21 protein-coding genes are annotated in these 20,398 nt (G+C 64.9%); 8 read left to right on the forward strand and 13 right to left on the reverse strand.

Going from position 1 to position 20,398, the window contains the following annotated elements:
- Positions 1-28 precede the first annotated feature (28 nt).
- The 3 genes from HAP54_RS16515 to HAP54_RS16525 all read left to right on the forward strand — a co-directional run bounded on the left by HAP54_RS16515 (position 29) and on the right by HAP54_RS16525 (position 3,956).
- Positions 29-823, forward strand: coding sequence for an enoyl-CoA hydratase (locus tag HAP54_RS16515; protein ID WP_166301725.1), 795 nt, complete (start codon positions 29-31; stop codon positions 821-823).
- A gap of 15 nt (positions 824-838) precedes the next feature.
- A complete protein-coding gene (locus HAP54_RS16520; RefSeq protein ID WP_166307941.1) occupies positions 839-1,594 on the forward strand; it encodes a VOC family protein in 756 nt (251 codons plus the stop codon).
- A gap of 247 nt (positions 1,595-1,841) precedes the next feature.
- Complete coding sequence (locus HAP54_RS16525; protein WP_166301728.1) at positions 1,842-3,956, forward strand: acetate--CoA ligase family protein; 2,115 nt, start codon at positions 1,842-1,844, stop codon at positions 3,954-3,956.
- Positions 3,957-4,117: 161 nt separating this feature from the next.
- Here the strand turns inward: HAP54_RS16525 and HAP54_RS16530 are convergent, their stop codons facing one another.
- From HAP54_RS16530 to HAP54_RS16560, 7 genes are all read right to left on the reverse strand, one after another.
- Complete coding sequence (locus HAP54_RS16530; protein WP_166301731.1) at positions 4,118-4,918, reverse strand: enoyl-CoA hydratase/isomerase family protein; 801 nt, start codon at positions 4,916-4,918, stop codon at positions 4,118-4,120.
- Between the two features lie 19 nt (positions 4,919-4,937).
- Positions 4,938-6,098 (reverse strand): acyl-CoA dehydrogenase family protein, encoded by a 1,161-nt coding sequence (locus tag HAP54_RS16535; protein WP_018269158.1) that lies wholly within the window; start codon positions 6,096-6,098, stop codon positions 4,938-4,940.
- 18 nt (positions 6,099-6,116) lie between these two features.
- Positions 6,117-7,184 carry an acyl-CoA dehydrogenase family protein gene (locus tag HAP54_RS16540; RefSeq protein WP_166307944.1) on the reverse strand — a complete coding sequence of 356 codons (1,068 nt, stop codon included), beginning with the start codon at positions 7,182-7,184 and terminating at the stop codon, positions 6,117-6,119.
- 231 nt (positions 7,185-7,415) lie between these two features.
- Positions 7,416-8,258, reverse strand: a complete 843-nt coding sequence (locus HAP54_RS16545) for an IclR family transcriptional regulator (protein ID WP_166301734.1) — start codon at positions 8,256-8,258, stop codon at positions 7,416-7,418.
- A gap of 3 nt (positions 8,259-8,261) precedes the next feature.
- On the reverse strand, positions 8,262-9,395 hold the full coding sequence (locus HAP54_RS16550) for an NADH:flavin oxidoreductase/NADH oxidase (RefSeq protein WP_166301737.1): 1,134 nt from the start codon (positions 9,393-9,395) through the stop codon (positions 8,262-8,264).
- A 44-nt stretch (positions 9,396-9,439) separates the two neighbouring features.
- The gene (locus HAP54_RS16555) at positions 9,440-10,657 is read right to left on the reverse strand and encodes an ABC transporter substrate-binding protein (protein ID WP_166301740.1); all 1,218 of its coding nucleotides are present in this window, start codon (positions 10,655-10,657) and stop codon (positions 9,440-9,442) included.
- Between the two features lie 15 nt (positions 10,658-10,672).
- The gene (locus tag HAP54_RS16560) at positions 10,673-12,301 is read right to left on the reverse strand and encodes an AMP-binding protein (RefSeq protein ID WP_224741901.1); all 1,629 of its coding nucleotides are present in this window, start codon (positions 12,299-12,301) and stop codon (positions 10,673-10,675) included.
- A 194-nt stretch (positions 12,302-12,495) separates the two neighbouring features.
- Between HAP54_RS16560 and HAP54_RS16565 the strand changes: the two genes are divergently transcribed.
- Both HAP54_RS16565 and HAP54_RS16570 read left to right on the forward strand, forming a co-directional pair.
- Entirely contained in the window at positions 12,496-13,257 is a 762-nt protein-coding gene (locus HAP54_RS16565) for an N-acyl homoserine lactonase family protein (protein WP_166301743.1), read from the forward strand.
- A 119-nt stretch (positions 13,258-13,376) separates the two neighbouring features.
- Positions 13,377-14,159: an SDR family NAD(P)-dependent oxidoreductase gene (locus tag HAP54_RS16570; protein ID WP_166301746.1), complete on the forward strand. Its 783-nt coding sequence runs from the start codon at positions 13,377-13,379 to the stop codon at positions 14,157-14,159.
- Between the two features lie 194 nt (positions 14,160-14,353).
- Here the strand turns inward: HAP54_RS16570 and HAP54_RS16575 are convergent, their stop codons facing one another.
- A complete protein-coding gene (locus tag HAP54_RS16575; protein ID WP_166301749.1) occupies positions 14,354-14,632 on the reverse strand; it encodes a GlsB/YeaQ/YmgE family stress response membrane protein in 279 nt (92 codons plus the stop codon).
- 36 nt (positions 14,633-14,668) lie between these two features.
- Positions 14,669-15,271 (reverse strand): YidB family protein, encoded by a 603-nt coding sequence (locus HAP54_RS16580; RefSeq protein WP_166301752.1) that lies wholly within the window; start codon positions 15,269-15,271, stop codon positions 14,669-14,671.
- A 150-nt stretch (positions 15,272-15,421) separates the two neighbouring features.
- Here HAP54_RS16580 and HAP54_RS16585 point away from each other — a divergent pair, with 150 nt between their 5' ends.
- The 3 genes from HAP54_RS16585 to HAP54_RS16595 are packed head-to-tail and all read left to right on the forward strand — an operon-like array spanning position 15,422 to position 17,122.
- The gene (locus HAP54_RS16585; protein WP_166301755.1) at positions 15,422-16,432 is read left to right on the forward strand and encodes a 2-dehydropantoate 2-reductase; all 1,011 of its coding nucleotides are present in this window, start codon (positions 15,422-15,424) and stop codon (positions 16,430-16,432) included.
- Between the two features lie 50 nt (positions 16,433-16,482).
- Entirely contained in the window at positions 16,483-16,677 is a 195-nt protein-coding gene (locus tag HAP54_RS16590) for a hypothetical protein (RefSeq protein ID WP_166301758.1), read from the forward strand.
- A gap of 22 nt (positions 16,678-16,699) precedes the next feature.
- Entirely contained in the window at positions 16,700-17,122 is a 423-nt protein-coding gene (locus HAP54_RS16595) for a CAP domain-containing protein (RefSeq protein ID WP_166301761.1), read from the forward strand.
- 10 nt (positions 17,123-17,132) lie between these two features.
- On the opposite strand, the gene HAP54_RS16600 is transcribed toward HAP54_RS16595, so the two are convergent.
- The 4 genes from HAP54_RS16600 to HAP54_RS16615 all read right to left on the reverse strand — a co-directional run bounded on the left by HAP54_RS16600 (position 17,133) and on the right by HAP54_RS16615 (position 20,393).
- On the reverse strand, positions 17,133-17,774 hold the full coding sequence (locus HAP54_RS16600) for a hypothetical protein (RefSeq protein WP_414646199.1): 642 nt from the start codon (positions 17,772-17,774) through the stop codon (positions 17,133-17,135).
- 217 nt (positions 17,775-17,991) lie between these two features.
- Positions 17,992-19,089 (reverse strand): helix-turn-helix transcriptional regulator, encoded by a 1,098-nt coding sequence (locus tag HAP54_RS16605; protein ID WP_166301767.1) that lies wholly within the window; start codon positions 19,087-19,089, stop codon positions 17,992-17,994.
- A gap of 220 nt (positions 19,090-19,309) precedes the next feature.
- A complete protein-coding gene (locus HAP54_RS16610; RefSeq protein WP_224741900.1) occupies positions 19,310-19,927 on the reverse strand; it encodes a zinc-binding dehydrogenase in 618 nt (205 codons plus the stop codon).
- Positions 19,899-20,393 carry an alcohol dehydrogenase catalytic domain-containing protein gene (locus tag HAP54_RS16615; RefSeq protein WP_224741899.1) on the reverse strand — a complete coding sequence of 165 codons (495 nt, stop codon included), beginning with the start codon at positions 20,391-20,393 and terminating at the stop codon, positions 19,899-19,901. Before HAP54_RS16615 ends, HAP54_RS16610 begins: the two co-directional genes overlap by 29 nt.
- Positions 20,394-20,398: the final 5 nt, after the last annotated feature.

The following is a 20,398-nucleotide window of genomic DNA, read 5'->3' on the forward strand; positions in this document are numbered from 1 at the left end:
AATCAACAACAACGAAAGGCAAAACGCCATGAGCGACAATCAGATGGTTCTCCAATCCCTCGACCAGGGCCTGCTCACCATCACCATGAACCGTCCCGAGCGGCGCAATGCGCTCAATCCGGACATGACGCGCGGCCTTGTCGAGGCGGCGCGGCGCGCGCAGGACGATACCGACGTACGTGCGGTGCTGATCCGGGGCGCCGGCGGCACCTTCTGCGTCGGCGGCGACGTCAAGTCGATGGCGGAAGGCCGCGCGCCGCTGCCGTTCGAGGCCAAGATGGCGAATCTGCGCCGCGGCATGGAGGTCTCGCGCATCCTGCACCAGATGCCGAAGCCCGTGGTGGCGCAGCTCGACGGCGCGGCGGCCGGCGCCGGGCTCTCGATCGCGCTGTCCTGCGACCTGCGCGTCGCCAGCGCCTCCTGCAAGATCACCACCGCCTTTGCCAAGGTCGGCTTCTCCGGCGACTACGGCGGCACCTATTTCCTGACCAAGATGCTCGGCAGCGCCAAGGCGCGCGAGCTCTATCTGATGTCGCCGGTGCTGTCGGCGCAGGAGGCCTATAACCTCGGCATGGTCTCCAAGGTGGTGCCCGATGCCGATGTCGAAGCCGAGGCGCTGGAACTCGCGCGATCGCTGGCGCAGGGACCGTCGGTGACGCTCGGCTATATCAAGCGCAACATCAACAACGCCGAGACCATGACGCTCGAAGCCTGCTTCGACGGCGAGGCGATCCACCACACCCGTGCCGGCGAGACCACTGATCACAAGGAAGCGGCCAAGGCGTTCGTCGAGAAGCGCAAGCCCACCTTCCAGGGTCAATAAGCCGTGACCAATTCCTTGGCCGAGTACATGCGGCTGCGGCAGATCTGCCTGGTGGCCCCGCAGCTCGCGCCCGTGATCGCGGACATCTCCGCGATCATGGGCCTCGATGTCTGCTACCGCGACGGCAACGTCGCCAAATACGGGCTCGAGAATGCGCTGCTGCCGGTCGATACCATCCTGCTGGAAGTGGTCGCGCCCTTCCAGCCGGGCCCCGGCACCGCGGCCGGCCGCTTCATCGAGAAGACCGGCGGCCGCGGCGGCTACATGGCGATCTTCTGCTGCGAGGATCCCGATGCGCGCGGCGCAAAGGCCAATGCGATCGGCGTGCGCACCGCGAACGTGATCACGCACGCGCCCTATCACGGCGTGCAGCTGCACCCGCGCGACTGCCGCGCTGCCTTCATCGAGTTCAACCACACCGACGGCAGCGACGACATCCTGGGGCCGTATCCACCGGCCGGCCCGGACTGGCAGAAGTCGATCCGCAAGGACACGACCCTGGCGTTGACCGAGGTCGAGATGCAGAGCCCCGAGCCGCAAGCGCTGGCGGAGCATTGGGGCAAGATCGTCGGCTTTCCCGCCGGCGGCACCGTGGTGAAGCTGCCGAACAGCACCTTCCGCTTCGTCAAAGGTGACAGCGAGATCATGAGCGGGTTGACGTTCAAGGTCGCCGACAAGGCCAAGGTGCTGGACGCCGCGAAAGCCAGGGGCTGTGCGGTGGCGGGGGATGAATTCCTGCTCTGCGGCGTGACGTTCAAGTTGACGGTGTAGTCACCATCATTGCGAGGAGCTCGCGACAAAATTGCAAAGCAATTTTGCGCTGAAGCGACGAAGCAATCCATTGTTTCGGCAAGTGGAGGGATGGATTGCTTCGCTTCGCTCGCAATGACGGCTACAGATCATTTTTCCGTCATCCTGAGACGCGCGTTCCGCGCTCCTCAGGATGACGGGGAGAGAGATTGAGCCGGCGGCAACGATCCAATATCGTGGCCGACAATAACAACAATTGGAACGCCCCATGCCGCATCCGCTCGATACCTTCTTCGCCCCAAAGAGCATCGCGCTGATCGGCGCCTCGCGCGATCACGAGAAGATTCCCGGGCGGCTGCTCGCGATGCTGCGCAAGAACCTCTATCCGGGCCCGCTCTATCCGATCAATCCGAATTATGACGAGATCGACGGCTTGAGGTGCTTCAAGTCGGTCGCCGAGATCGGCGCGCCGATCGATCTCGCCGTCATCGTCATTCCGGCCCGTGCGGTGTTGCCGGCGCTGGAGCAGTGCGCTTCCGCCGGCGTCAAGAACGCCGTCATCATCTCGTCCGGCTTCGCCGAGGAGGGCGGCGACAGCGCTGACATGCAGGATGCGATCGTGGCGCTGGCGAAGCGGACGGGCATGCGGATCAGTGGCCCCAACGCGGAAGGCTTTTACAGCCAGGCGCAGAAGGTCGCCGCGACCTTCAGCCCGACCGTCGACGTCAAGCCGGATGCGCCTGATCTGGTCGCCAGCCAGCGGCGGATCGGCATCGTCGCGCAGAGCGGCGGCATCGGCTTTGCGATCTATCATCGCGCCAAGGCGCTCGGTGTCGCGCTCAGCTACGTCGTCAGCGCCGGCAATGAGAGCGATCTCGGCGCCGGCGAGTTCCTCGACTACATGGTGCAGGATCCGTCGACCGACGTCATCCTGCTGTTCATCGAGGGCATCCGTGACGTCGACAAGTTCCTGGCTGCGGCGAAGCGCGCGGCAGAGCTCAGGAAGCCTGTCATCGTCACCAAGGTCGGCCGCTCCGGCGCCGGCGAGCGCGCGGCGGCCTCGCATACCGCGAGCATGGCGGGCTGGTCGGCAGCCTATGACGCGGTGTTCGCGAAATACGGCTTCATCGTCTCCAACGATCTCGACGAGGCCGTGACCATCGCCGCGGTTCTGACCACCAATCCGTTGCCGAAGGGCGATCGCGTCGCGGTGCTGACGGTATCAGGCGGCGCCGGCATCTGGGGCGCCGACACCGTGTCGATGCAGGGCCTGCGTGTGCCGGAGCTTTCGGCTGATATCCAGAGCCGGATCAAGCAGTGGATGCCGTCCTATGGCGCGGCGGGCAATCCGGTCGACGTCACCGCGCAGGGCGTCTCCTCCGGCGGCCTGCAGAAGAGCATCGAGCTGTTCGATGCCTCCGACGAGGTCGATGCGACCCTGGTCGTGCTGTCGCTGTCGAGCGAGACGCGGATGCCGTTCAAGGAGGCCGAGCTCAAGCCGCTGATCGCGGCGCAGAACAAGCCGGTGGTGTTCTATTCCTACACGCTGCCGTCGCACTTCGCGCGGCAGGAGCTGGCGAAATCTGGCGTGGTGGTGCTCTCGGGGCTGACGCATGTCGGCGTCGCGATGCGGCGGCTGGCCGACTATGCCGCCTTCAAGCCCGCACCGGAGATGGCGGCATCTGCGTCGCCGGCGCACGATCTTTCCGCGCATCTGAAGTCAAAGACGCTGTCCGAATATGACAGCAAATCGCTGCTGCGAACCGCCGGCGTCGCGCTGCCGGATGAGGTGCTGGTGACCGACCGAGACGGGCTCGATGCCGCGATCGAGCGCGCGGGATTTCCGCTTGTCATGAAAATCCAGTCGCCCGCGATCGCGCACAAGAGCGAGGTCGGCGGCGTCCGCGTCAACATCGCCGCCAAGGGCGCGGCGTTCACCGCCTATCGCGACATGCTGGAGAGTGTGCAGAAGCAGCGGCCGGATGCCGCGATCCAGGGCGTGCAGATCGGGCCGATGGCCAGGAAGGGCATCGAGATCATCGTCGGCACCATGACGGATGCGACCTTCGGGCCGATGGTGATGGTGGGCCTCGGCGGCATCACCACCGAATTGTTCAAGGACGTGGTGTACCGCCCGGCGTCGGTGAGCCCGGCGGAAGCAACCACGATGCTGGAGACGCTAAAGGCCGCACCGCTGCTGCACGGCTTCCGCGGCGCGCCGAAGGCGGATGTCGCTGCCCTTGCGCGCTTGATTTCGCAGATTTCGGTGCTGGCAGCGCAGCATGCAAGCGAGATTGCCGAGATCGAGGTCAATCCGGTGCTGGTGCACCCGGAGGGGCAGGGCGTGACGATCGTCGATGCGCTGGTGGTGCCGAAAGGCTAGCGAGCCATCTCCCCAGCGTCGTCCCGGGCTTGACCCGGGACCCATACGCCGCGGCCCGCGGAAAGGGCACAAGGGGAGACGGCTTGTCCTGCCACTCGCATCGGTGGTTATGGTCCCGGGTCAAGCCCGGGACGACACGTGGATGGAGCTGCGCGAGGGCCTCACCGCCCCCTGAAGTTGGCGACGCGGCGTTCGGCGGTGGCCTTGACGCCTTCCTTGAAGTCCTCGGTCGCGCGCAGCTTGGTCTGCTCTTCCAACTCGTGGTTGGTTGCGGCGAGCACGCGGTCGGCGAGGCCGGCGCGCATGGTGGCGCGGGTCGAGACCAGGCCGAGCGGCGAGCATTCGGCGATCTCCTGCGCGAGCTTCATCGCTTCAGCGCGCACCTGATCCTGCGGCACCAGCACGTTGGCGAGGCCCCAGCGATAGGCCTCTTCGCCGGTGACGCGGCGGCTGGTGTAGAACATCAGCTCCGCATTGTTCTTGCCGATCAGCTCCGGCAGCGTCGTGGTCAGGCCGAAGCCCGGATGGAAGCCGAGCTTGGTGAAATTGGCCGAGAAGCGCGCTTCAGGGCAGGCGACGCGGAAATCGGCCGACACGGCGAGGCCGAGGCCGCCGCCGATCGCAGCACCATGGATCGCCGCGACGATCGGCTTCTTGTTGCGGAAGATGCGCACCGCCTGAACATAGAGATGGTTGATCGGCAGGTTGGAGGCCGGATCGCTCTTGGCGCGTTCCTCCTGCTCCTGGCGGGCCGGGTCTCCAAAATTGGCGCCGGCGCAGAACGCCTTGCCTTGCGCGGCCAGCACCGAGGCGCGGATCTCGATATTATTGTCGATTTCCTCCAGCGCGTCAGCGATCTGGTTGATCAGCGCGACATCGAAGAAGTTCAGCGGCGGCTTGCGGATTTCGATCAGGCCGACATGCCCGTGGGTCTCGACGCCGATATCCGTGTATTTGGTCATTGATCTGTCCTCGTTGAATTTAGCGCAGGCCCAAGCCGCGGGCGATGATGCCGCGCAGCACCTCGGTGGTGCCGCCCTGGATCGTCAGCTTGGGCGCGGTCTTGATGGCGAAATCGAGCTGCTTTTCCAGCGTCTCGCGGTTGGTCGCGGTTTCCTCGACGAAGGCCGCGAGATCGCGGACGCGATGCGGCAGCTGCTGCTCCCACACCGTGCCGATGTCCTTGACGATGGAGGCCTCCACCACCGGCTCCTTGCCGGCCTGCAGCATGCCGGCGACCGACACCGACATGCGGCGCATGGTGTGGACCTGCGCCACCAGGCGGCCGATGCCCTCGGCGCTGCGGGTGTCCGGGTTCTTGCCGACCGCGCGCACCAGTTCGGTGAGCACGTAATAGGTCTCGAGGAAGCGCTCGGGGCCGGAGCGTTCATAAGCGAGCTCGGATGTTGCCTGCTTCCAGGCGCCGTCGACCTCGCCCAGCACATGATCGTCCGGCACGAAGTAATCGGTGAACACCACCTCGTTGAACTCGAACTGGCCGGTGATCTGGCCGATCGGGTTCACCTGAATGCCCGGCTGCTTCATCTTGACCAGGAACTGGGTCAGGCCGTGACGGCGGTTCTCTTTCGTGGGCGGTGACGTCCGGAAAATCGCGATCATGTAATCGGCGATATGCGCCGACGAGGTCCAGATCTTGGTGCCGTTGATCAGATAGCCGCCGTCGGTCTTGGTCGCGCGCGTCTTCGCCGCGAACAGATCGGAGCCGGAGTTCGGCTCGCTCATGCCGATCGCAAAACAGACCTCGCCGCGGCAGATTCGCGGCAGGATGTCCATCTTGATGTGCTCGGGCGCGTATTTCAAAAGCACCGGCCCGCTCTGGCGGTCGGCGACGAAGAAGCGCCGGGTCGGCGCATTCGCCACCCGCATCTCCTCGGTCACCACATAACGTTCGAGGAACGAGCGCTCCTGGCCGCCATATTTCTTCGGCCAGGTCATGCCGAGCCAGCCCTTGGCGCCGACGCGGCGGGAGAATTCCGGCGCGTCATTGTCCTCGCGGTTCGGCGCGTGCGGATCGAAGGTGCCGGCGGCGATCTCCTCGGCGAGGAAGGCACGCACCTCCTTGCGGAGCTGCTCGCATTTCTCCGGCAGGCGGATCGGATCGAAACGAAGGGCTGCGGTCATGATGTCTCTGTCCTGATCTCAGCGCGAAGCCACCAGCGGCCACAGTTCGTCGGCGCCACGCTCGGCGACGAGCTTGCCGAGCTCGACCGCCCAATAGCTCTCCGAGCCGAAATCGTCACGCCAGGCCAGCGCCCGTAGCGAGTAGCGGTGCAAGATGTGCTCGTTGGTGAAGCCGATCGCGCCGTGCACCTGATGCGCAATACCGCCGCCCTTCTCGGCTGCTTCCGAGCAGCGGATTTTTGCGGAGGCGGCTTCGAGGAACACCGCGTCATTGTTCAGCGAGTTCGCGCTTGCAATGGTATCGGCCGCTGAGGTCGCGGCGGCCAGCGCCGCGGCCGACTCGCCGGCGAGGCGGGCGAGGTTGTGCTGCACCGCCTGGAATTTCGAGATCTTCTTCTCGAAGGCGACGCGCTCGTTGGAATAGCGCACGGAGATGTCGAGCATCGATTCCAGTGCGCCTGCAATCTGCAGGCTGCGCACCACGCCGCCCATCAGCATCAGCGTGGTTTGGTCAAAGCCCTTTGGCGCGGGCTTGGTCGTGACCGGCTGCACCTTGTCGAGCGTGACGGTGTCGTTGTGATCGCCGCCAAGTCCGATGCCGGATTCGATCCGGCATTTGGCGGCATCGACCAGCGCGATCGAGATGCCGCCATTGCTATCAGCCAGCACCGCGAAATGTTTCGCGTCTTTCGCGAACGGCACGCCGCGGGCGCGGCCGGAGAGAGAGCCGTCGGCGTTGAGCGTAACGCGGTCCTTCGGGCTTGCCGGCAGCACGGTCATCTCGCCTTCCGGGGAGGCGATCCTGGCTTGCGTCAGCAGCCAGCCGGCCAGCATTGTTTCGGCCAGCGGAACAGCGATCGCATGCCGCCCGGCGACGTTGAGGACGCTGAAACCTTCGGCGAGGCTGGCGCCGGAACCGCCGAGATCGTCGGGCACCCAGGACAGCGGCAGACCGGCTTCGGTCAGCGCCTGCCACAGCGGCGCCTTCCATGCGCCCTGCTTGTCGTGATTGATGGTCTGGGCATCCGCGAGGTCGGCGAAAATCTTTCCCGCGGTCTCGGCGACGATGTTCTCACTCTCCGCCACAGCGTTCCTCGTGTTGATTGGCTTGGGTCCTGCCATCAGGCAGGCCCTGCTTGCGGTGTTGTCTTGCGCTCAATGATGCGGAAAAGCCATAGCCGTGACAAGCGTTGCCCGCAGGGCCACTTGCGCGGATGGCATGAAGCTGGACCGGGTGCACGAATTCCGCATAGTGGACTTTGGATCGCCTTGGTTTTGTGTGCCAGGCGCGGAGGAAAATCGGCCGGCGCCATCGGTTCAGTCCGCCAGGTGAAACTGGATCGCCTTCCGCATGAGGTCGGCGAGTTCGGCCTCCTGGACCATCAGCGCGTCGTTCAGCCCGGCGACGCACAGCACCAGCGGCTCGTTGGATTCCGCGATCGGCGGCAGGTTCATGGCGACGACGCCGGCGCCCGGCGTGACCATGCCGAGCGAGAAGGCATGCCCCTTGGCGCGAACCTTCTTCAGCTCCAGCAGCAAGGCCTTGATGTCGATCTGCCGATCCGGCCGCGGCTCGTTGTCGTTGATCAGGCGGACCAGGCGTCTGACTTCCTTGTCCGGATAAGCCGACAACAGCGCGTAGCCTGATCCCGAGTGCGCCAGAGGCCGCAGCGTGCCGGCTTTGACATGCAGCCGCATCGGCAGTTTGGCCTGGATGATATGGATATATTGCGCGCTGAGCCCGTTGCGCACCGCGAGCATGATGGTCTCCCCGGTCTTCTCGGAGAGCTCGTCCATCAAATTGATCAGGCGCCCCCGCGTGAACAGCGCCGGGCTGAGCCAGTGCCCCAGCATCGAGATCCGCGGCGTCGGGATATAGGTGCGGCGGCTGGTGTCGTAGTGCAGATAGCCGAACGCCGTCATCGTGCGCATCAGCGCCGAGGTGCTGGACTGCGGAAATTTCAGGGCGGCAGCCACCTCGATGGCGGAAGCGGCGCGCTGGTGCTCCTCGAAGAATTCGAGCACGTCGAACACGCGCCGCGCCGACTTGACCGCATTGTCCATCTTCGGCAGGTCGCGCGAGGTGTCGCCGGGGCTGTCGAAAGACCGCGCGCCGGTCGCAGGACCGGTAGCCGCCACATCTTTCTTCGCCACCGGCATCGCTTATCGTCCTTGCTGCGCCACCCGCCGCTTCAGCCACCAGCCATATTGCTCCGGCCAGTTCGTCCACTCGGGATCGCATCCGAGCGCGAGTGCCGTCTGGGCGGGCCAGTTCGGATTCCACAGCAGTTCGCGGCCGAGTGCAATAAGCGTCGCCTTGCCGTCCCGCAAGATGGCTTCCGCGTAGTCTGGCTCGCGGATCAGCCCGACCGCGACCGTCGGCATACCGGCTTCCTTCTGGATGCGTTCGGCGAAGGGCACCTGGAAGCCCGGCGTGCGCGACACCAGCGAGTTGCCGCGCGGCAGCTTCATGCCGCCGGACGAGCAGTCGACCATATCGATGCCGATCGCCTTCAGCTCGGTTGCGAAGGCGATCGAATCTTCGATCGACCAGCCGATATCGACGCCGTCGACCGACGAGATGCGGACCAAGGCCGGCAGATGGTCGGGCCATTCCTCGCGCATGATGGAGGCGATTCGCAGCGGCAGCCGCATCCGGTTCTCGCGCGAGCCGCCATAATCGTCGTTGCGGTTGTTTGCCAGCGGCGACAGGAACGAGTGCATCAGATAGCCGTGCGCGCAGTGCAGCTCGATGACGTCGTAACCTGCGGTCCCGGCGCGGCGGAACGCCTGGCGATAGTCGTTCACCAGGGTATCGATCTCCTCTGAAGTCAGCATGTGCGGCGCTGGCCAGCCGTCGTCGAAGGGAATGCTGCTCGAGGCCGCGATCTGCCACGGGCCTTCGCCACGCGCCTTGATGTCGGCCTCACCCAGCGGGTTGCCGCCTTCCCACGGCCGCTGCGATGAGCCCTTCCGGCCGCCATGTGCGATCTGGATCGCGGCCTTGGCATCGAAGCGGTGGATCAGCGCGGCGAGGCTGGCGTGGCCTGCGATGTGCGTATCGTCCCAGATGCCGAGGCATCCATGGGTGATGCGTCCCTGGGTGTTCACCGAGCTCTGCTCGACGAATACGAGACCGGCGCCGCCGGCGGCGAGCTTGCCGATATGGGCGGTGTGCCAATCGGTCGCGCGGCCCTCCTGCGCCGAATAGGTCGCCATCGGCGAGACCATGATCCGGTTCTTCAGTTCGAGGTCGCGCAGTTGCAGCGGGGTGAAGAGTAGCGGCAGTTCGGTCATGCGATGTCCAGCCTTGCTTGTGGTTTGCGGATCCATGCGAGCAATCATTTCTTGAGCAGCGGGCATGCGCTCTCCTCGGGCGTTGCGAACGCTTCCTTGCCCGGAATCACCTGCACCAGCTTCTCGTAATCCCAGGCGCCCCTGGATTCCGCGGGCGATTTCACCTGTACGAGATACATGTCGTGGATCAGCTGGCCGTCCTCGCGCAGGAAAGCATTGCGGGCGAAGAAGTCGTCGATCGGCATGTCCTTCATCTGCGCGATTACCTTGGGGCCGTCGTCGGTGCCGGACTTCTCGACCGCCTTGAGATAATTCATGACGGCGGAGTAGAGACCGGCCTGGACCATGGTCGGCCGCTTTTTGGTCCTGGCCATGAAGCGCGCGGCGAAATCGCGGGTCTTGTCGTCGAGATCCCAATAGAACGCGGTCGCAAGCTGCAGCCCCTGCGCCGGCTGCAAACGGATCGCGTGGATGTCGCTGGTCTGCATCAGGAAGGCGGCGAGCTTCTGCTTCTGTGCCAGCCCGAATTCCTGCGCCTGCCGGATCGAATTGGCGAGATCGCCGCCGGTGTTGGCGAAGGCGATCACGTCTGCCTTCGAGCTCTGGGCCTGCAACAGATAAGACGAGAAATCCATGCTGTTGAGCGGATGCCGCACCTCGCCGGTGATGCTGCCGCCGACCTTCTCCACCGTCTTGGCGGCGTCGTTGCGCAAGGCGTGGCCGAAGGCGTAGTCGACCGTGACGAAGTACCAGCTCTTGGCGCCTTCCTTGGCCAGCGCCCGAACCGTGCTGTTGGCGAGCGCATAAGTGTTGTAGGTCCATTGCACCGAATTCGCCGAGCAGCCCTTTCCGGTCAGATCGGAGGAGCCGGCCGACGACACCAGCATCGCCTTGTTCTTCTGCTTGGTGAGCTCGAGCACGGCGAAGGCGACGGCGGAGTTGGCGAAATCGACGATGACGTCGACATTCTCCTGCTCATACCAGCGCCGCGCGATGCCGGCGCCGATGTCGGCCTTGTTCTGATGGTCGGCATCGACCATCGCGATCGGCTTGCCCAACACCTTGCCGCCGAAATCTGAGATCGCCATCCGCACCGCTTCGACCGCTCCCGGGCCGGCCGCGTCGGCATAGAGCCCGGCTTGATCGGTCAGCACGCCGATCTTCACCATGTCGTCGGAGATCTGCGCGTGGGATGGCGTGGCAGCGAAGGCGGCCGACAGGATTGCAGCGCCCGCGGCGATCCACCCGTAAGTCGATGTCATTGTCCCAGGTTTCCTCTAGTTCGATTGCCTTATGGCGTTGGTTTTCTCTTGCCGCAGGTCGATCATCCCAGGATGCGACTGCGGGTCCTTGTCCGCGCCGAGCAGCGCGTGCTTCTGGATCTTGTTGGTCGAGGTCAGCGGCAGCTCGGCGACGAAGGCGATCCAGGCCGGCAACTTGAACGGCGCCAGGCGCTCGCGGCAGAACCGAAAGATGTCCTGCGCGACGTCGCGCAATACGTCGGCGCCATCGTTGATCACGATGAAGGCCGCAACTTCCTCATCGCGGATGGGATCGCGCGCGGCGACGACTGCAGCCTGTTTGACCAGCGGCGACGTCGTCAGCACGGCCTCGACCTCGGCGGCCGAAATGTTCTCGCCGGCGCGACGGACCAGGTGCTTCAGCCGGTCGACGAACACGAAGGCGCCGTCCTCGTGCTGCCAGGCGCTGTCGCCGGTGTGAAACCAGCCGCCGCGCCAGGCCTGCTCGGTGGCTTCGGGGTCTTTCAGGTAGCCGGAGAATAAGCCGCGCCGCGGCGTCGATTCGGAATGGCGCACGCAGAGTTCGCCGACCGCGCCTGGCGGCAGCGCATTGCCGTCGGGGTCCAGAACGATCATCTCGAGTCCGGGCACGCTGCGGCCGATGGTGTTGGTTTCCAGATGGCGCGGCTCGACCGTGTTGAACGGACTGCGTCCGGTCTCCGTCATGCCCCAGCCTTCGACGAAGGGGATGCCGAAGCGTTCACGGGCTCGCGCGCGCTGCTCGGGATTGGCGCCGACGCCCATCGAAAAGCGCAGCGCATGGGCTTTCTCGTCCGGCGTCTCCGGCTGGGCGAGCAGGGCCGCGACGATCACGCCGAGATAGTGCAGCACGCTGGCGCGGCAGGACACGATGTCGCGCCAGGCGTATTTCGCGTTGAAGCGTTCCGGCAGGATCAGGCAGCCGCCGGTCAGCATCATTGCTATCGTCGTGAGCGTGAGGCCGGCCATGTGGAACAGCGGCAGCGGGCTGTAGAGGCGCTCCGTTCCGATATGATAGGTCGCCTCGCCGCCGTGGCTTGCGTAGCAGCGGCCGGTCGCTACCACGTATTCGTTGGTCAGGATGCATCCCTTCGGACGCGCCGTGGTGCCCGACGTGTAGAGCAGCGCGGCCTCGGTCTGGCTTGCGGGATTGTCGGTGCGGGGCGGCGGCCGTCGGGCAAGCGGGATTTTCGCCACGCTCGCGGCGAGATCGTCGCCCGATACGTCAAGCACGGGCACGGCGCCGGTCAGCGCCTTCCGCAATTCCTTCTGATCGTGCAGCGTGACGATCAGGTCGGGCTCAGCATGCGCAATGAGATATTCGATTTCCGCCGCGCGATAGGCCGGGTTGATCGGAACGATCGAGACGCCGAGGCCGTTGAGCGCCAACCAATGCACGATGAAATCAGGCCGGTTCTCCAGCAGCAGGCACGCGCGGTGCCCATGGCCGAAGCCGGATGCGCGGTACTGATCGCGCAATGCGCAGACCTGCCGTACGATGTCGCCATAGGACAACTCGCTGCCATCGGGAAAATAGCCGCGGCCAGGACGCGCGGGAATGCAGAGAAAGGGTTTGAACGCCGCCGCATCTGCGGTCGCAGCGAACACGCTGAACACGGTGTACATCGTCGCGTATGCTTCCCCCAGATGGCCGCAGGTCGACGTCAACGATGCCGGTCTGCGAGAGCTGCTTCGTTGAGCGCGTTGCCGCGATCGCGGCGTTGCGCGGAAGCTATAGGGGTGAGTAATGTGCTGTCAAATCTATTATGAGTTTTTATAAAACTCATATGTAGTTTGAAGCCAAAATGGGAGATGGCGTGATGAAGATGCATATGTTGTCGGGCGGACGTCTGCGGATGTCCAAGCGGACCTATCTGCCGGATGCGGCGCGCGGCGAGATGATCGACCTGCCGGTGTCCTGCGTGCTGTTGCGGCACACGCAAGGCAATGTGTTGTTCGACACCGGATGCCATCCCGATGTCGCGACCGATCCCGAAGGGCGGCTCGGCACGCTCGCCAAATACATGACGCCGATCATGTCGGCGGATGATCACGTGCTGACAAGCCTGAAGGCGACAGGCCTTGGACCCGACGATATCGACGTGGTGATCTGCTCTCACCTGCACACCGATCATTGCGGCTGCAACGCCTTCTTCAAGAAGGCGACGATCTTCGTCCACGCGCTCGAGATCGAGGCCGCCAACGCGGCCAATGCGCCGGATCGCGGATACATCAGAGCGGATTGGGATCATCCGTTGAAGATGGAAATCTTCGACCGGCAGATGGACGTGTTCGGCGACGGCAGGCTGACGCTGATCCCGCTGCCCGGGCATTCCAAGGGCACGACCGGGGCGCTGGTCAAGCTCGACCAGAGCGGCGAATTCCTGCTCGCCTCCGACGCGCTCAGCGTGCGCGCCAATCTCGATCAGCGGACTTCGCCTCGGAACAGCCTCGACGTCGAGCAGTTCCTGAATTCGCTCGACGAGATCGCCAGGATCGAAGCGTCAGGCGTCAAGATCATCTGCGGCCATGACGATGCGCAATGGGCCAGCCTGCAAAAGGGTCCGAACGCCTATACATAAGAGCCTTGCACATAAGGCCTTGCACATAGGAGCCTTGCGCGGTTTGCAGGTATCTTTCCGCGCGATATGGTATGCCACCGCCGGAATTCATCTGGCTCACAACAACAGGGGAAATGCAGATGTCGAAGGATGGCTTGTGCGCGATCGTGACTGGGTCCGCGTCAGGACTTGGTGCCGCGACCGCGCAAATCCTCGCCACGGCGGGCGCGCGCATCATCATCAATTATTCCAACAGCAAGGCGGAAGCCGAGGCAACTGCCGAACTCTGCCGCAAGCAGGGCGCCGAGGTGCTGGTGGTGCAGGGCGACGTCTCGCGCGATGAGGATTGCAAGAAGATTGCCGCCGCAGCCCAGGGCTGGGGCCGCCTCGACGTGCTCGTCAACAATGCCGGCACCACCAAGCATGTGCCGCATCACGATCTCGACGGACTGACGGCGGAGGACTTCCAGCGCATCTATGCCGTCAACACCATCGGCCCGTTCCAGATGGTCCGTGCCGCGCGCGCGCTGCTCGAAGCCGGTGCCAAGGCATCTAGCCGTCCCTCGGCGGTGGTCAACATCTCCTCGGTCGCCGGTATTTCCGGTGGCGGTTCGTCGGTGGCCTATGCCGCAAGCAAGGGCGCGCTCAACACCATGACGCAGTCGCTGGCGCGCGCGCTGGCGCCGCTGATCCGCGTCAACACGGTGTGCCCGGGCTATATCGACACGCCCTGGTTCACCAAGGGCCGCGGCGAGGCGGGCGCCAAGCAGGTGCGCGACACCGTGGTGGCGCGCGTGCCGCTGAAGGTCGCGTCATCAGCGGAAGATATCGCCAACCTGGTCTGCTTCCTGGCGAGCCCGGCGTCGAGCAACATGACCGGCGAGTTCGTTCGCATGGACGCGGGCATGCATCTGATCCAGTGACGAGGCGCCGTTGCGGAAATGACAATGCCCGGGCCAAGCCCGGGCATTTTGATTTTGAAGTAGCTTTCTGTTCGTTGTCTCGTCATTCCGGGATGGTGCGTTAGCACCAGACCTCAGATGCGCAATTGCGCATCGGGGAATTTCGAGATCCCGAGTTCGATGCTAGGCATCGCCCCGGGATGACGCCTACGGCGTCACCTGTTTCCCAAATCCGGGATCACGCGCGCCGCGACCAGCCTGTTCCAGATGAACAGCACCACCAGCGCGCCGATCGTGGCGGTGATGAAGCCGGCGCCCTGTTCGGGACCGTAATGGCCGATGGCCTGGCCGATGAAGGTCGCGAGAAACGCGCCGGCGATGCCGAGCACGGTGGTGAGAATGAAGCCGCTGGGATTGTTGGGTCCCGGCGACACGAGCCGCGCAATGATCCCCGCGATAAAGCCGACGATGATGACCCAGATGATGCCGCCCATGACTGTCGTCCTCCTCAGATGGAATCAACGCTGCTGCTAAAGCCTGCCGCGTAGTTCGTCGCTGCTCGGCAGCCGCCCGTCCGGCGTCAGATGATTGATCGCATCGGGCAGATACTGGCTCAGGCCCTGCAGTAGCTGGTCCCGCGACATGCCGCTCTGCGACGCCAGCGAGTCGATCTGGTCGGCGCCGAGCGCGTTGGCGAGATCGCCGGGCGCGATCTGCTTGTTGGGGCCGTTGCTGACCCAGGAATTGGCCGCCTCGCCATGGCCCTTCTGCTGCAGCTGGTTGAGCAGATCGCCGAGGCCACCGCTGAGCACAGTGCCGGCAGCACCGCCGGCGAGAAGACCACCGAGGCCGCCCTGGAGCAGATCGGAGAGCCCGCCGCCGCCGGCACCGCCCGGCAGGCCCGCGGTGACGTTGCCGGGGAGCGGCGGCGCCTGCGCCGGTTTCGGCTCAGGGGAGGCGGTGCCCGGCTGGTCGCCGGTGAAATGCTTGACGGCCTTCCAGGCGAGCAGCGCCAGGATGGCCATCGTCATTGGCGACATTCCGCCGCCGCTCGAGCTGTCGGATTGTGTGCTTGGCGCGCTCGGACCGCGAGGGCCGTTCTGCATGCCGTTGAGTACGTCGAGTAAACCCATGATCGTCTCCTGCCGCAACCGTGCCCCGTGCGGGAAACATAGCTTCGGCCCATGACGGTTACAAGGCGAGACGCCGGCCCGGCCGTGCGTCGAAATAGGCAGGCAACCCAAGGTCTGCTATCGATCCCCGATGAATGGACGTTTAGCCAGATGAACACGGACCGGCCGATCGGTATTGCGGGCGCCGGCAGCATCGGCTGCTTCGTCGGCGGCATGCTGGCGGCGGCGGGCCGTCGCGTCGCGCTGCTGGCGCGCCCGCGGCTGATCCAGGAGATTTCCGCGGGCAGCTTGCGGGTCAGCAGTTTCGACGGCTCGCAGCGGACGGTATCCGCGGACCAGCTCATGCTGTCAGACGATCCGTCGATCTTGCGCGACGTTCAGACGGTGCTGGTCACGGTGAAGAGCGCCGATACCGCTGAAATGGCCGAATTGATCGCGCGCCACGCACCCGCTGACGCCGCAGTGATCAGCCTGCAGAATGGCATCGGCAATGTGCCGCTGCTGCGCGACCGTCTGCCGGGCCGCAAGGTGCTCGGCGGCATGGTGCCGTTCAACGTGGTCGCGCTGGGCGACGGCCGCTTCCATCGCTCAACCTCGGGCGACATCGTGATCGCGCAGGATGACGCCGGCACGGCGGCGCAGCTCTCGGTGCCGGGCCTTGCGATCAGCAGCACCGGCAATATTGACGGCGTGCAGTGGGGCAAGCTGATCGTCAATCTCGGCAATGCGCTCAATGCGCTGTCCAACATTCCGCTGCGGCAGCAGCTCGCGCAGCGCGGCTGGCGGCAATTGCTGGCCGACCAGATGGCCGAGGGCTTGGCCGCGGTGCGCGCCGAAGGCATTGCGCCGGTATCGCCGACGCCGCTGCCTTCGAGCTGGATGCCGCCTTTGCTGCGGCTGCCGGACACGCTGTTCGACATGCTGCTCGGCCGCACCATGAAGATCGATCCCGAGGCGCGCTCCTCGATGTGGGAGGATCTGCAGCGCGGCCGCCGCACCGAGATCGATTATCTGCAGGGCGTGATCACCGCGATTGCGGATCGCCGCGGGCTCGATGCGCCGCTGTCGCGCCGCGTCATCACGCTGATCCGGAAGGCGGAGGCCGCCGGCAAGGGATCGCCGGGGCTGACGCCCGAGCAGATTCGCGCGGCATCGTCGTGAAGGCCGGCGATCATCCGCCACATCGATCAAACGTCCGAGGAGGTGACATCATGAAACGATCTTGCATCATGCTGCTCACGCTTGTTGCGCTCAGTGTCGGCGCAGCCCGCGCGGCGCCGCCGACCGTGGTGCCTTCGCCAGGCTATGATGCGCGCTTGCAGGAGCAGCGCGCCGCGAGCCGATCGGCGATGCCTGCGCACAAGCCGGTCGCGCCCCGGCACCACAAGCGCAGTCGCGCGCGCTGATCCCTTGCAGAGATGATCTCAGATGAAGCTGCTGCTCCTCGCGCTCACCCTCGTGCTCGGCTTGACCACGGCCGCAAGCGCCGCCGACTATGCCGGTTCGATCAGTGCCTATAGGCGCGCCAACCGCATGTCCGCAGTGAAGCTTGACGCGAAGCTGAATGCGATGGCGTTGAAGCAGGCGCAGGCGATGTCAGCGAGCGGATCGGTCAGCCACTCCGCGGGCGGCAGCTTCTTCACGCGCATCGCGCCGTTGAAGAAGCAGCGCGCCGCCGAAAATATCGGCGCGGGTTTCATTGCCTTCGCAGAGATGCTGAAGCAGTGGGAGAATTCGGCGGGGCATCGCGAGAACCTGTTGATGCCGGGCGCCAAGCGCGTGGGCGTCGCCTTCGTCGACAATCCGAAGTCGCCGTACCGCCGGTTCTGGGCGATGGTGATTACCGACTGATATGAGGAAATCAGTTCCGCTTCGCGAGCTTGGTCGGCTGCGGCGGTGGCGGCGCGAACAGCTTCTTCAAGCCGTCCAGTCCCTCGGAAAGCTTTGGCCATTCGCAGGAGAACGTGCCCTTGACGCAACTCCCCGCCTGCGGCCGCACCTTGGGAAGCGGGACGACAGTAACGCGCGGCTTGACCGGTCGCGCGACCGGGACAGGCGCCTTCGCCGGCTCGCTGTGCAGTGATGCCTGCTCAATTTGCGGCGGCTGCTCCTGTGGCCTTTCCTGCCGCTCGAGCTGCTTGGCGTTGAACGCGGCGACGATGCGGGAGCGTCGCTGCTTCTCGAGATAGCCGGTATATTCCTGGTCGATCTTCTTCTGCTCGTCGGGCGTCGGATTGGGACCGGCGATATCGAAGCTGCGGTCCTGCATGAAGTCGTAGTAGGTGTAGCCACCGCCTACCTTGCGCCGTCCGGCAAACTTGGCGTTGCAATCGGCGAGTTGCGCGGTCCTGTCTTCCTTGGTCTTCGCCTTCTCGGCGAGGTCGGCGCAATCCTCGAAGTCCTTCGGTGCGCCGCGCCACCATTGCGCGTGCGCGCTCATCGGCGCCAGCATGGAAGCGGCGACCAGAATGGCGACAGCCAACGTCGATGATCGTGACGGCATCACGGACATTGCAAGCAAAACCCGAACCAGACAGGGTGAACGGATTGTCGTCATTTTAACGATGCTTGTCACCCCGGAACCCGACGATTTCCCTGCCCTTTTAAGCTGCAGTCCAGTCGCTTGGTTCAGTGGAATATGTGCCGCATACGATTGGAATATTTGAACAATTTCTGGTCTCGCAGCGCGTGGAAGATTGGAACAATTCGACTTGAATCGTTCACTTCACCCGGTGCAGCAATGCGACGAGTTCCGCCTGCCGATGCGTGCCGGTCTTCTGGAAGATCGTCTTGATCTGATTACGTGCAGTGGCCACGGCAACACCGGCCTCCTGCGCGGCAGTTTCGACCGAATCCCCGCGCGCAAGCCGCGCGGCGAGCCGCGCCTGTGCCGGTGTCAGCTCGAAAGTCGCCGCCAGCAGCGCCTGGTCGAACGCCGGGTTGCCTTCGAGATAGCGGATCAACAGGAGCGCGCGCGCTCCCAGGAACGGCGAGCGCGCGGCGGGAGGCACCGGCTGCATCTGGATCACGAGCGGCCGCTTGTCGATCCTGCGCACCACGATCGGCGATGACGGCAATGGCTGCAGGTCCGAGCTGTGCGCCAGTTGATCGATCAGCCGGGTCAGATCGGCATTGGCCTGCCGGTCGAGCAGAGTGAGGCGATTGTTACGAATCGCGAGGTCGTGGCCGAGGCAGGCTTCCGCCTGGCCGTTCATGCCGATGATGGCGCCGTAGCGACCGACGGCAATCGCGGCGACCTGGATCAGGTCGAGCGCGCTGGTGATGCCCGACAACGCGGAGCGGCCGACGACGGCGGAGAGCGTCGCGGCTTCCGTGAGCCGCGCCGACATTCTCGACAGCGCCTTGACCTCGTCGGCTTCGAACATGCCTTCTTTCGGCGAGCGCTGGATGGTCAGTCCCCACAATGCCGGGCCGGAGCGGAAGCTGACGGCCGCAAACCATTTCAGGCCGAACTCGCCGAGCGTGGTGTAGAGCGGATCGCGCAGCATCTCGGTCTCGGACGCAAACAGGTCCGCATCGGTGATGACGTCGGCACCGGCGAGCATCAGCGGCACGCCGCGCGCCGCGCGGATGTCGGTGAGATGAAAATTCTGCGGGAAGTAGGTCTTGGTGAAATAATCGGTGATCGATTGCGTGCGCGGAATGTCTTCGGTGCGGATATCGCTCTGTAGCATCGCAGCCCCGGTCGCGCCGACGGCGGCGCAGACCTCGTCCATGAAGGACGGCCAGGTCGCGGGATCGAGCACCACGTCGCCGAGGCGCGCGGTCACGTCGTCCAGCCGGTGCACGTCGACCAAAGGCTCAGCTCCGCCCGATTTTCGTTGTTTCACAGGACGAAACAGGTCGGACCTGCTTGCGCCCGGTACCATGCATAAGAAAGCCCAGGCTGCCGAATATGCAAGCTAAATCAGCGACCCGGCCGCGGGCCGGGCCCGGAAACCTTGGCGAAACATCATCGAAAATCGGCGAATCCGGCGGGTTTGGGCGTTCCGGCTCGATAACGCGCGAAGCCCCGGCTCAGCGATTGGGCTGGATGATGATCTTGGTATGACGCTCGGGATTGGCGAGATCGCTGAATGCCTGCGCCACCCCGTCGAGGCCGATCGTGGCGGTAACCATCGCTGAAGCGTCGACCTTGCCCTCGGCGATCAGGTGCAGCGCCAGCGCGTATTCCTCTGGCGTGTAGGCGTAGACATATTGCAGCGACAATTCCTTGAGGACCCCGAGCAGCGGCTCGGAGGTGTCGCTCTCCATGCAGACGCCGACCACGACGATGCGCCCATCGCGCGGCGCGCCCTCGAACACCTGCTGCAGCAAGCCCGGAATGCCGACGCATTCGAAGATCAGGCCGGGCTTGAGCGGCGGCAGGAAGGCCTGGAACGGCGGCCGCGCCGCCTTCTGCTCCGGCGTCATCTCGGCGTGCTGCGCCCAGGCCGTGAACGGCTGGGTCTCGGCCGGGTTGACCACGACGTCGGCGCCCATCTTCTCCGCGAGCGCGCGCCGCGCCGGCGAATAGTCCGAAGCGACGATCGGATGCAGGCCGCGCAGCTTCAGGGCGGCGATCACCGCCAGCCCAACCGGCCCGCAGCCGATCACGAGCGGCACTTCATCGCCGCGGATACCTGCCTTGGCCACCGCGTGGATGCCCGACCGCAAGCGGCTCGGTCAGCGCGGCGTGCTCGGCGGCGAGGCCGTTCGGCACCTCGATCATCAACGGCTCGGTCAGCAGCATCCGCTCGGCATAGCCGCCGGCGATATCGTTGGAATAGCCGATGCCCTGCGGCCCGCTCGCGCCGAGCAGAACCGGCACCGAGCAGACCCGCGCGCCAGGCTTGAACCGCCTCTGGGTCGCCGGACCGTAGTCGAGCACTTCACAGCAGAATTCGTGGCCGAACACGATATCGCGCGACAGGTCCATCGGCTGGCGGCCGGGAAAGTGCTTCATCAGTTTCGCGGTGTGTCCGGCATGCTTGCGCGCGTGCAGATCGGAGCCGCAGATGCCGCAGGCCAGCGTCTTGACCAGCACCTGGCCGGCGGCCGGCACAGGATCGGGGATATTGTCGGTGACGATGTTTCCGTTCCTGAACACGGCTGCGCGCACGGCTC

Source organism: Bradyrhizobium sp. 2S1 (assembly GCF_011516625.5).
Taxonomy (GTDB): domain Bacteria; phylum Pseudomonadota; class Alphaproteobacteria; order Rhizobiales; family Xanthobacteraceae; genus Bradyrhizobium; species Bradyrhizobium septentrionale.

What these genes read in the sequence shown, in the direction of transcription:
- HAP54_RS16515 (WP_166301725.1), top strand. Translation starts at nt 29, where the DNA reads ATGAGCGACAATCAGATGGTTCTCCAATCCCTCGACCAGGGCCTGCTC.
- HAP54_RS16525 (WP_166301728.1), top strand. Translation starts at nt 1,842, where the DNA reads ATGCCGCATCCGCTCGATACCTTCTTCGCCCCAAAGAGCATCGCGCTG.
- HAP54_RS16530 (WP_166301731.1), bottom strand. Translation starts at nt 4,918, where the DNA reads ATGACCAAATACACGGATATCGGCGTCGAGACCCACGGGCATGTCGGC.
- HAP54_RS16535 (WP_018269158.1), bottom strand. Translation starts at nt 6,098, where the DNA reads ATGACCGCAGCCCTTCGTTTCGATCCGATCCGCCTGCCGGAGAAATGC.
- HAP54_RS16545 (WP_166301734.1), bottom strand. Translation starts at nt 8,258, where the DNA reads ATGCCGGTGGCGAAGAAAGATGTGGCGGCTACCGGTCCTGCGACCGGC.
- HAP54_RS16550 (WP_166301737.1), bottom strand. Translation starts at nt 9,395, where the DNA reads ATGACCGAACTGCCGCTACTCTTCACCCCGCTGCAACTGCGCGACCTC.
- HAP54_RS16555 (WP_166301740.1), bottom strand. Translation starts at nt 10,657, where the DNA reads ATGACATCGACTTACGGGTGGATCGCCGCGGGCGCTGCAATCCTGTCG.
- HAP54_RS16560 (WP_224741901.1), bottom strand. Translation starts at nt 12,301, where the DNA reads ATGTACACCGTGTTCAGCGTGTTCGCTGCGACCGCAGATGCGGCGGCG.
- HAP54_RS16565 (WP_166301743.1), top strand. Translation starts at nt 12,496, where the DNA reads ATGAAGATGCATATGTTGTCGGGCGGACGTCTGCGGATGTCCAAGCGG.
- HAP54_RS16570 (WP_166301746.1), top strand. Translation starts at nt 13,377, where the DNA reads ATGTCGAAGGATGGCTTGTGCGCGATCGTGACTGGGTCCGCGTCAGGA.
- HAP54_RS16575 (WP_166301749.1), bottom strand. Translation starts at nt 14,632, where the DNA reads ATGGGCGGCATCATCTGGGTCATCATCGTCGGCTTTATCGCGGGGATC.
- HAP54_RS16580 (WP_166301752.1), bottom strand. Translation starts at nt 15,271, where the DNA reads ATGGGTTTACTCGACGTACTCAACGGCATGCAGAACGGCCCTCGCGGT.
- HAP54_RS16585 (WP_166301755.1), top strand. Translation starts at nt 15,422, where the DNA reads ATGAACACGGACCGGCCGATCGGTATTGCGGGCGCCGGCAGCATCGGC.
- HAP54_RS16590 (WP_166301758.1), top strand. Translation starts at nt 16,483, where the DNA reads ATGAAACGATCTTGCATCATGCTGCTCACGCTTGTTGCGCTCAGTGTC.
- HAP54_RS16595 (WP_166301761.1), top strand. Translation starts at nt 16,700, where the DNA reads ATGAAGCTGCTGCTCCTCGCGCTCACCCTCGTGCTCGGCTTGACCACG.
- HAP54_RS16600 (WP_414646199.1), bottom strand. Translation starts at nt 17,774, where the DNA reads ATGCCGTCACGATCATCGACGTTGGCTGTCGCCATTCTGGTCGCCGCT.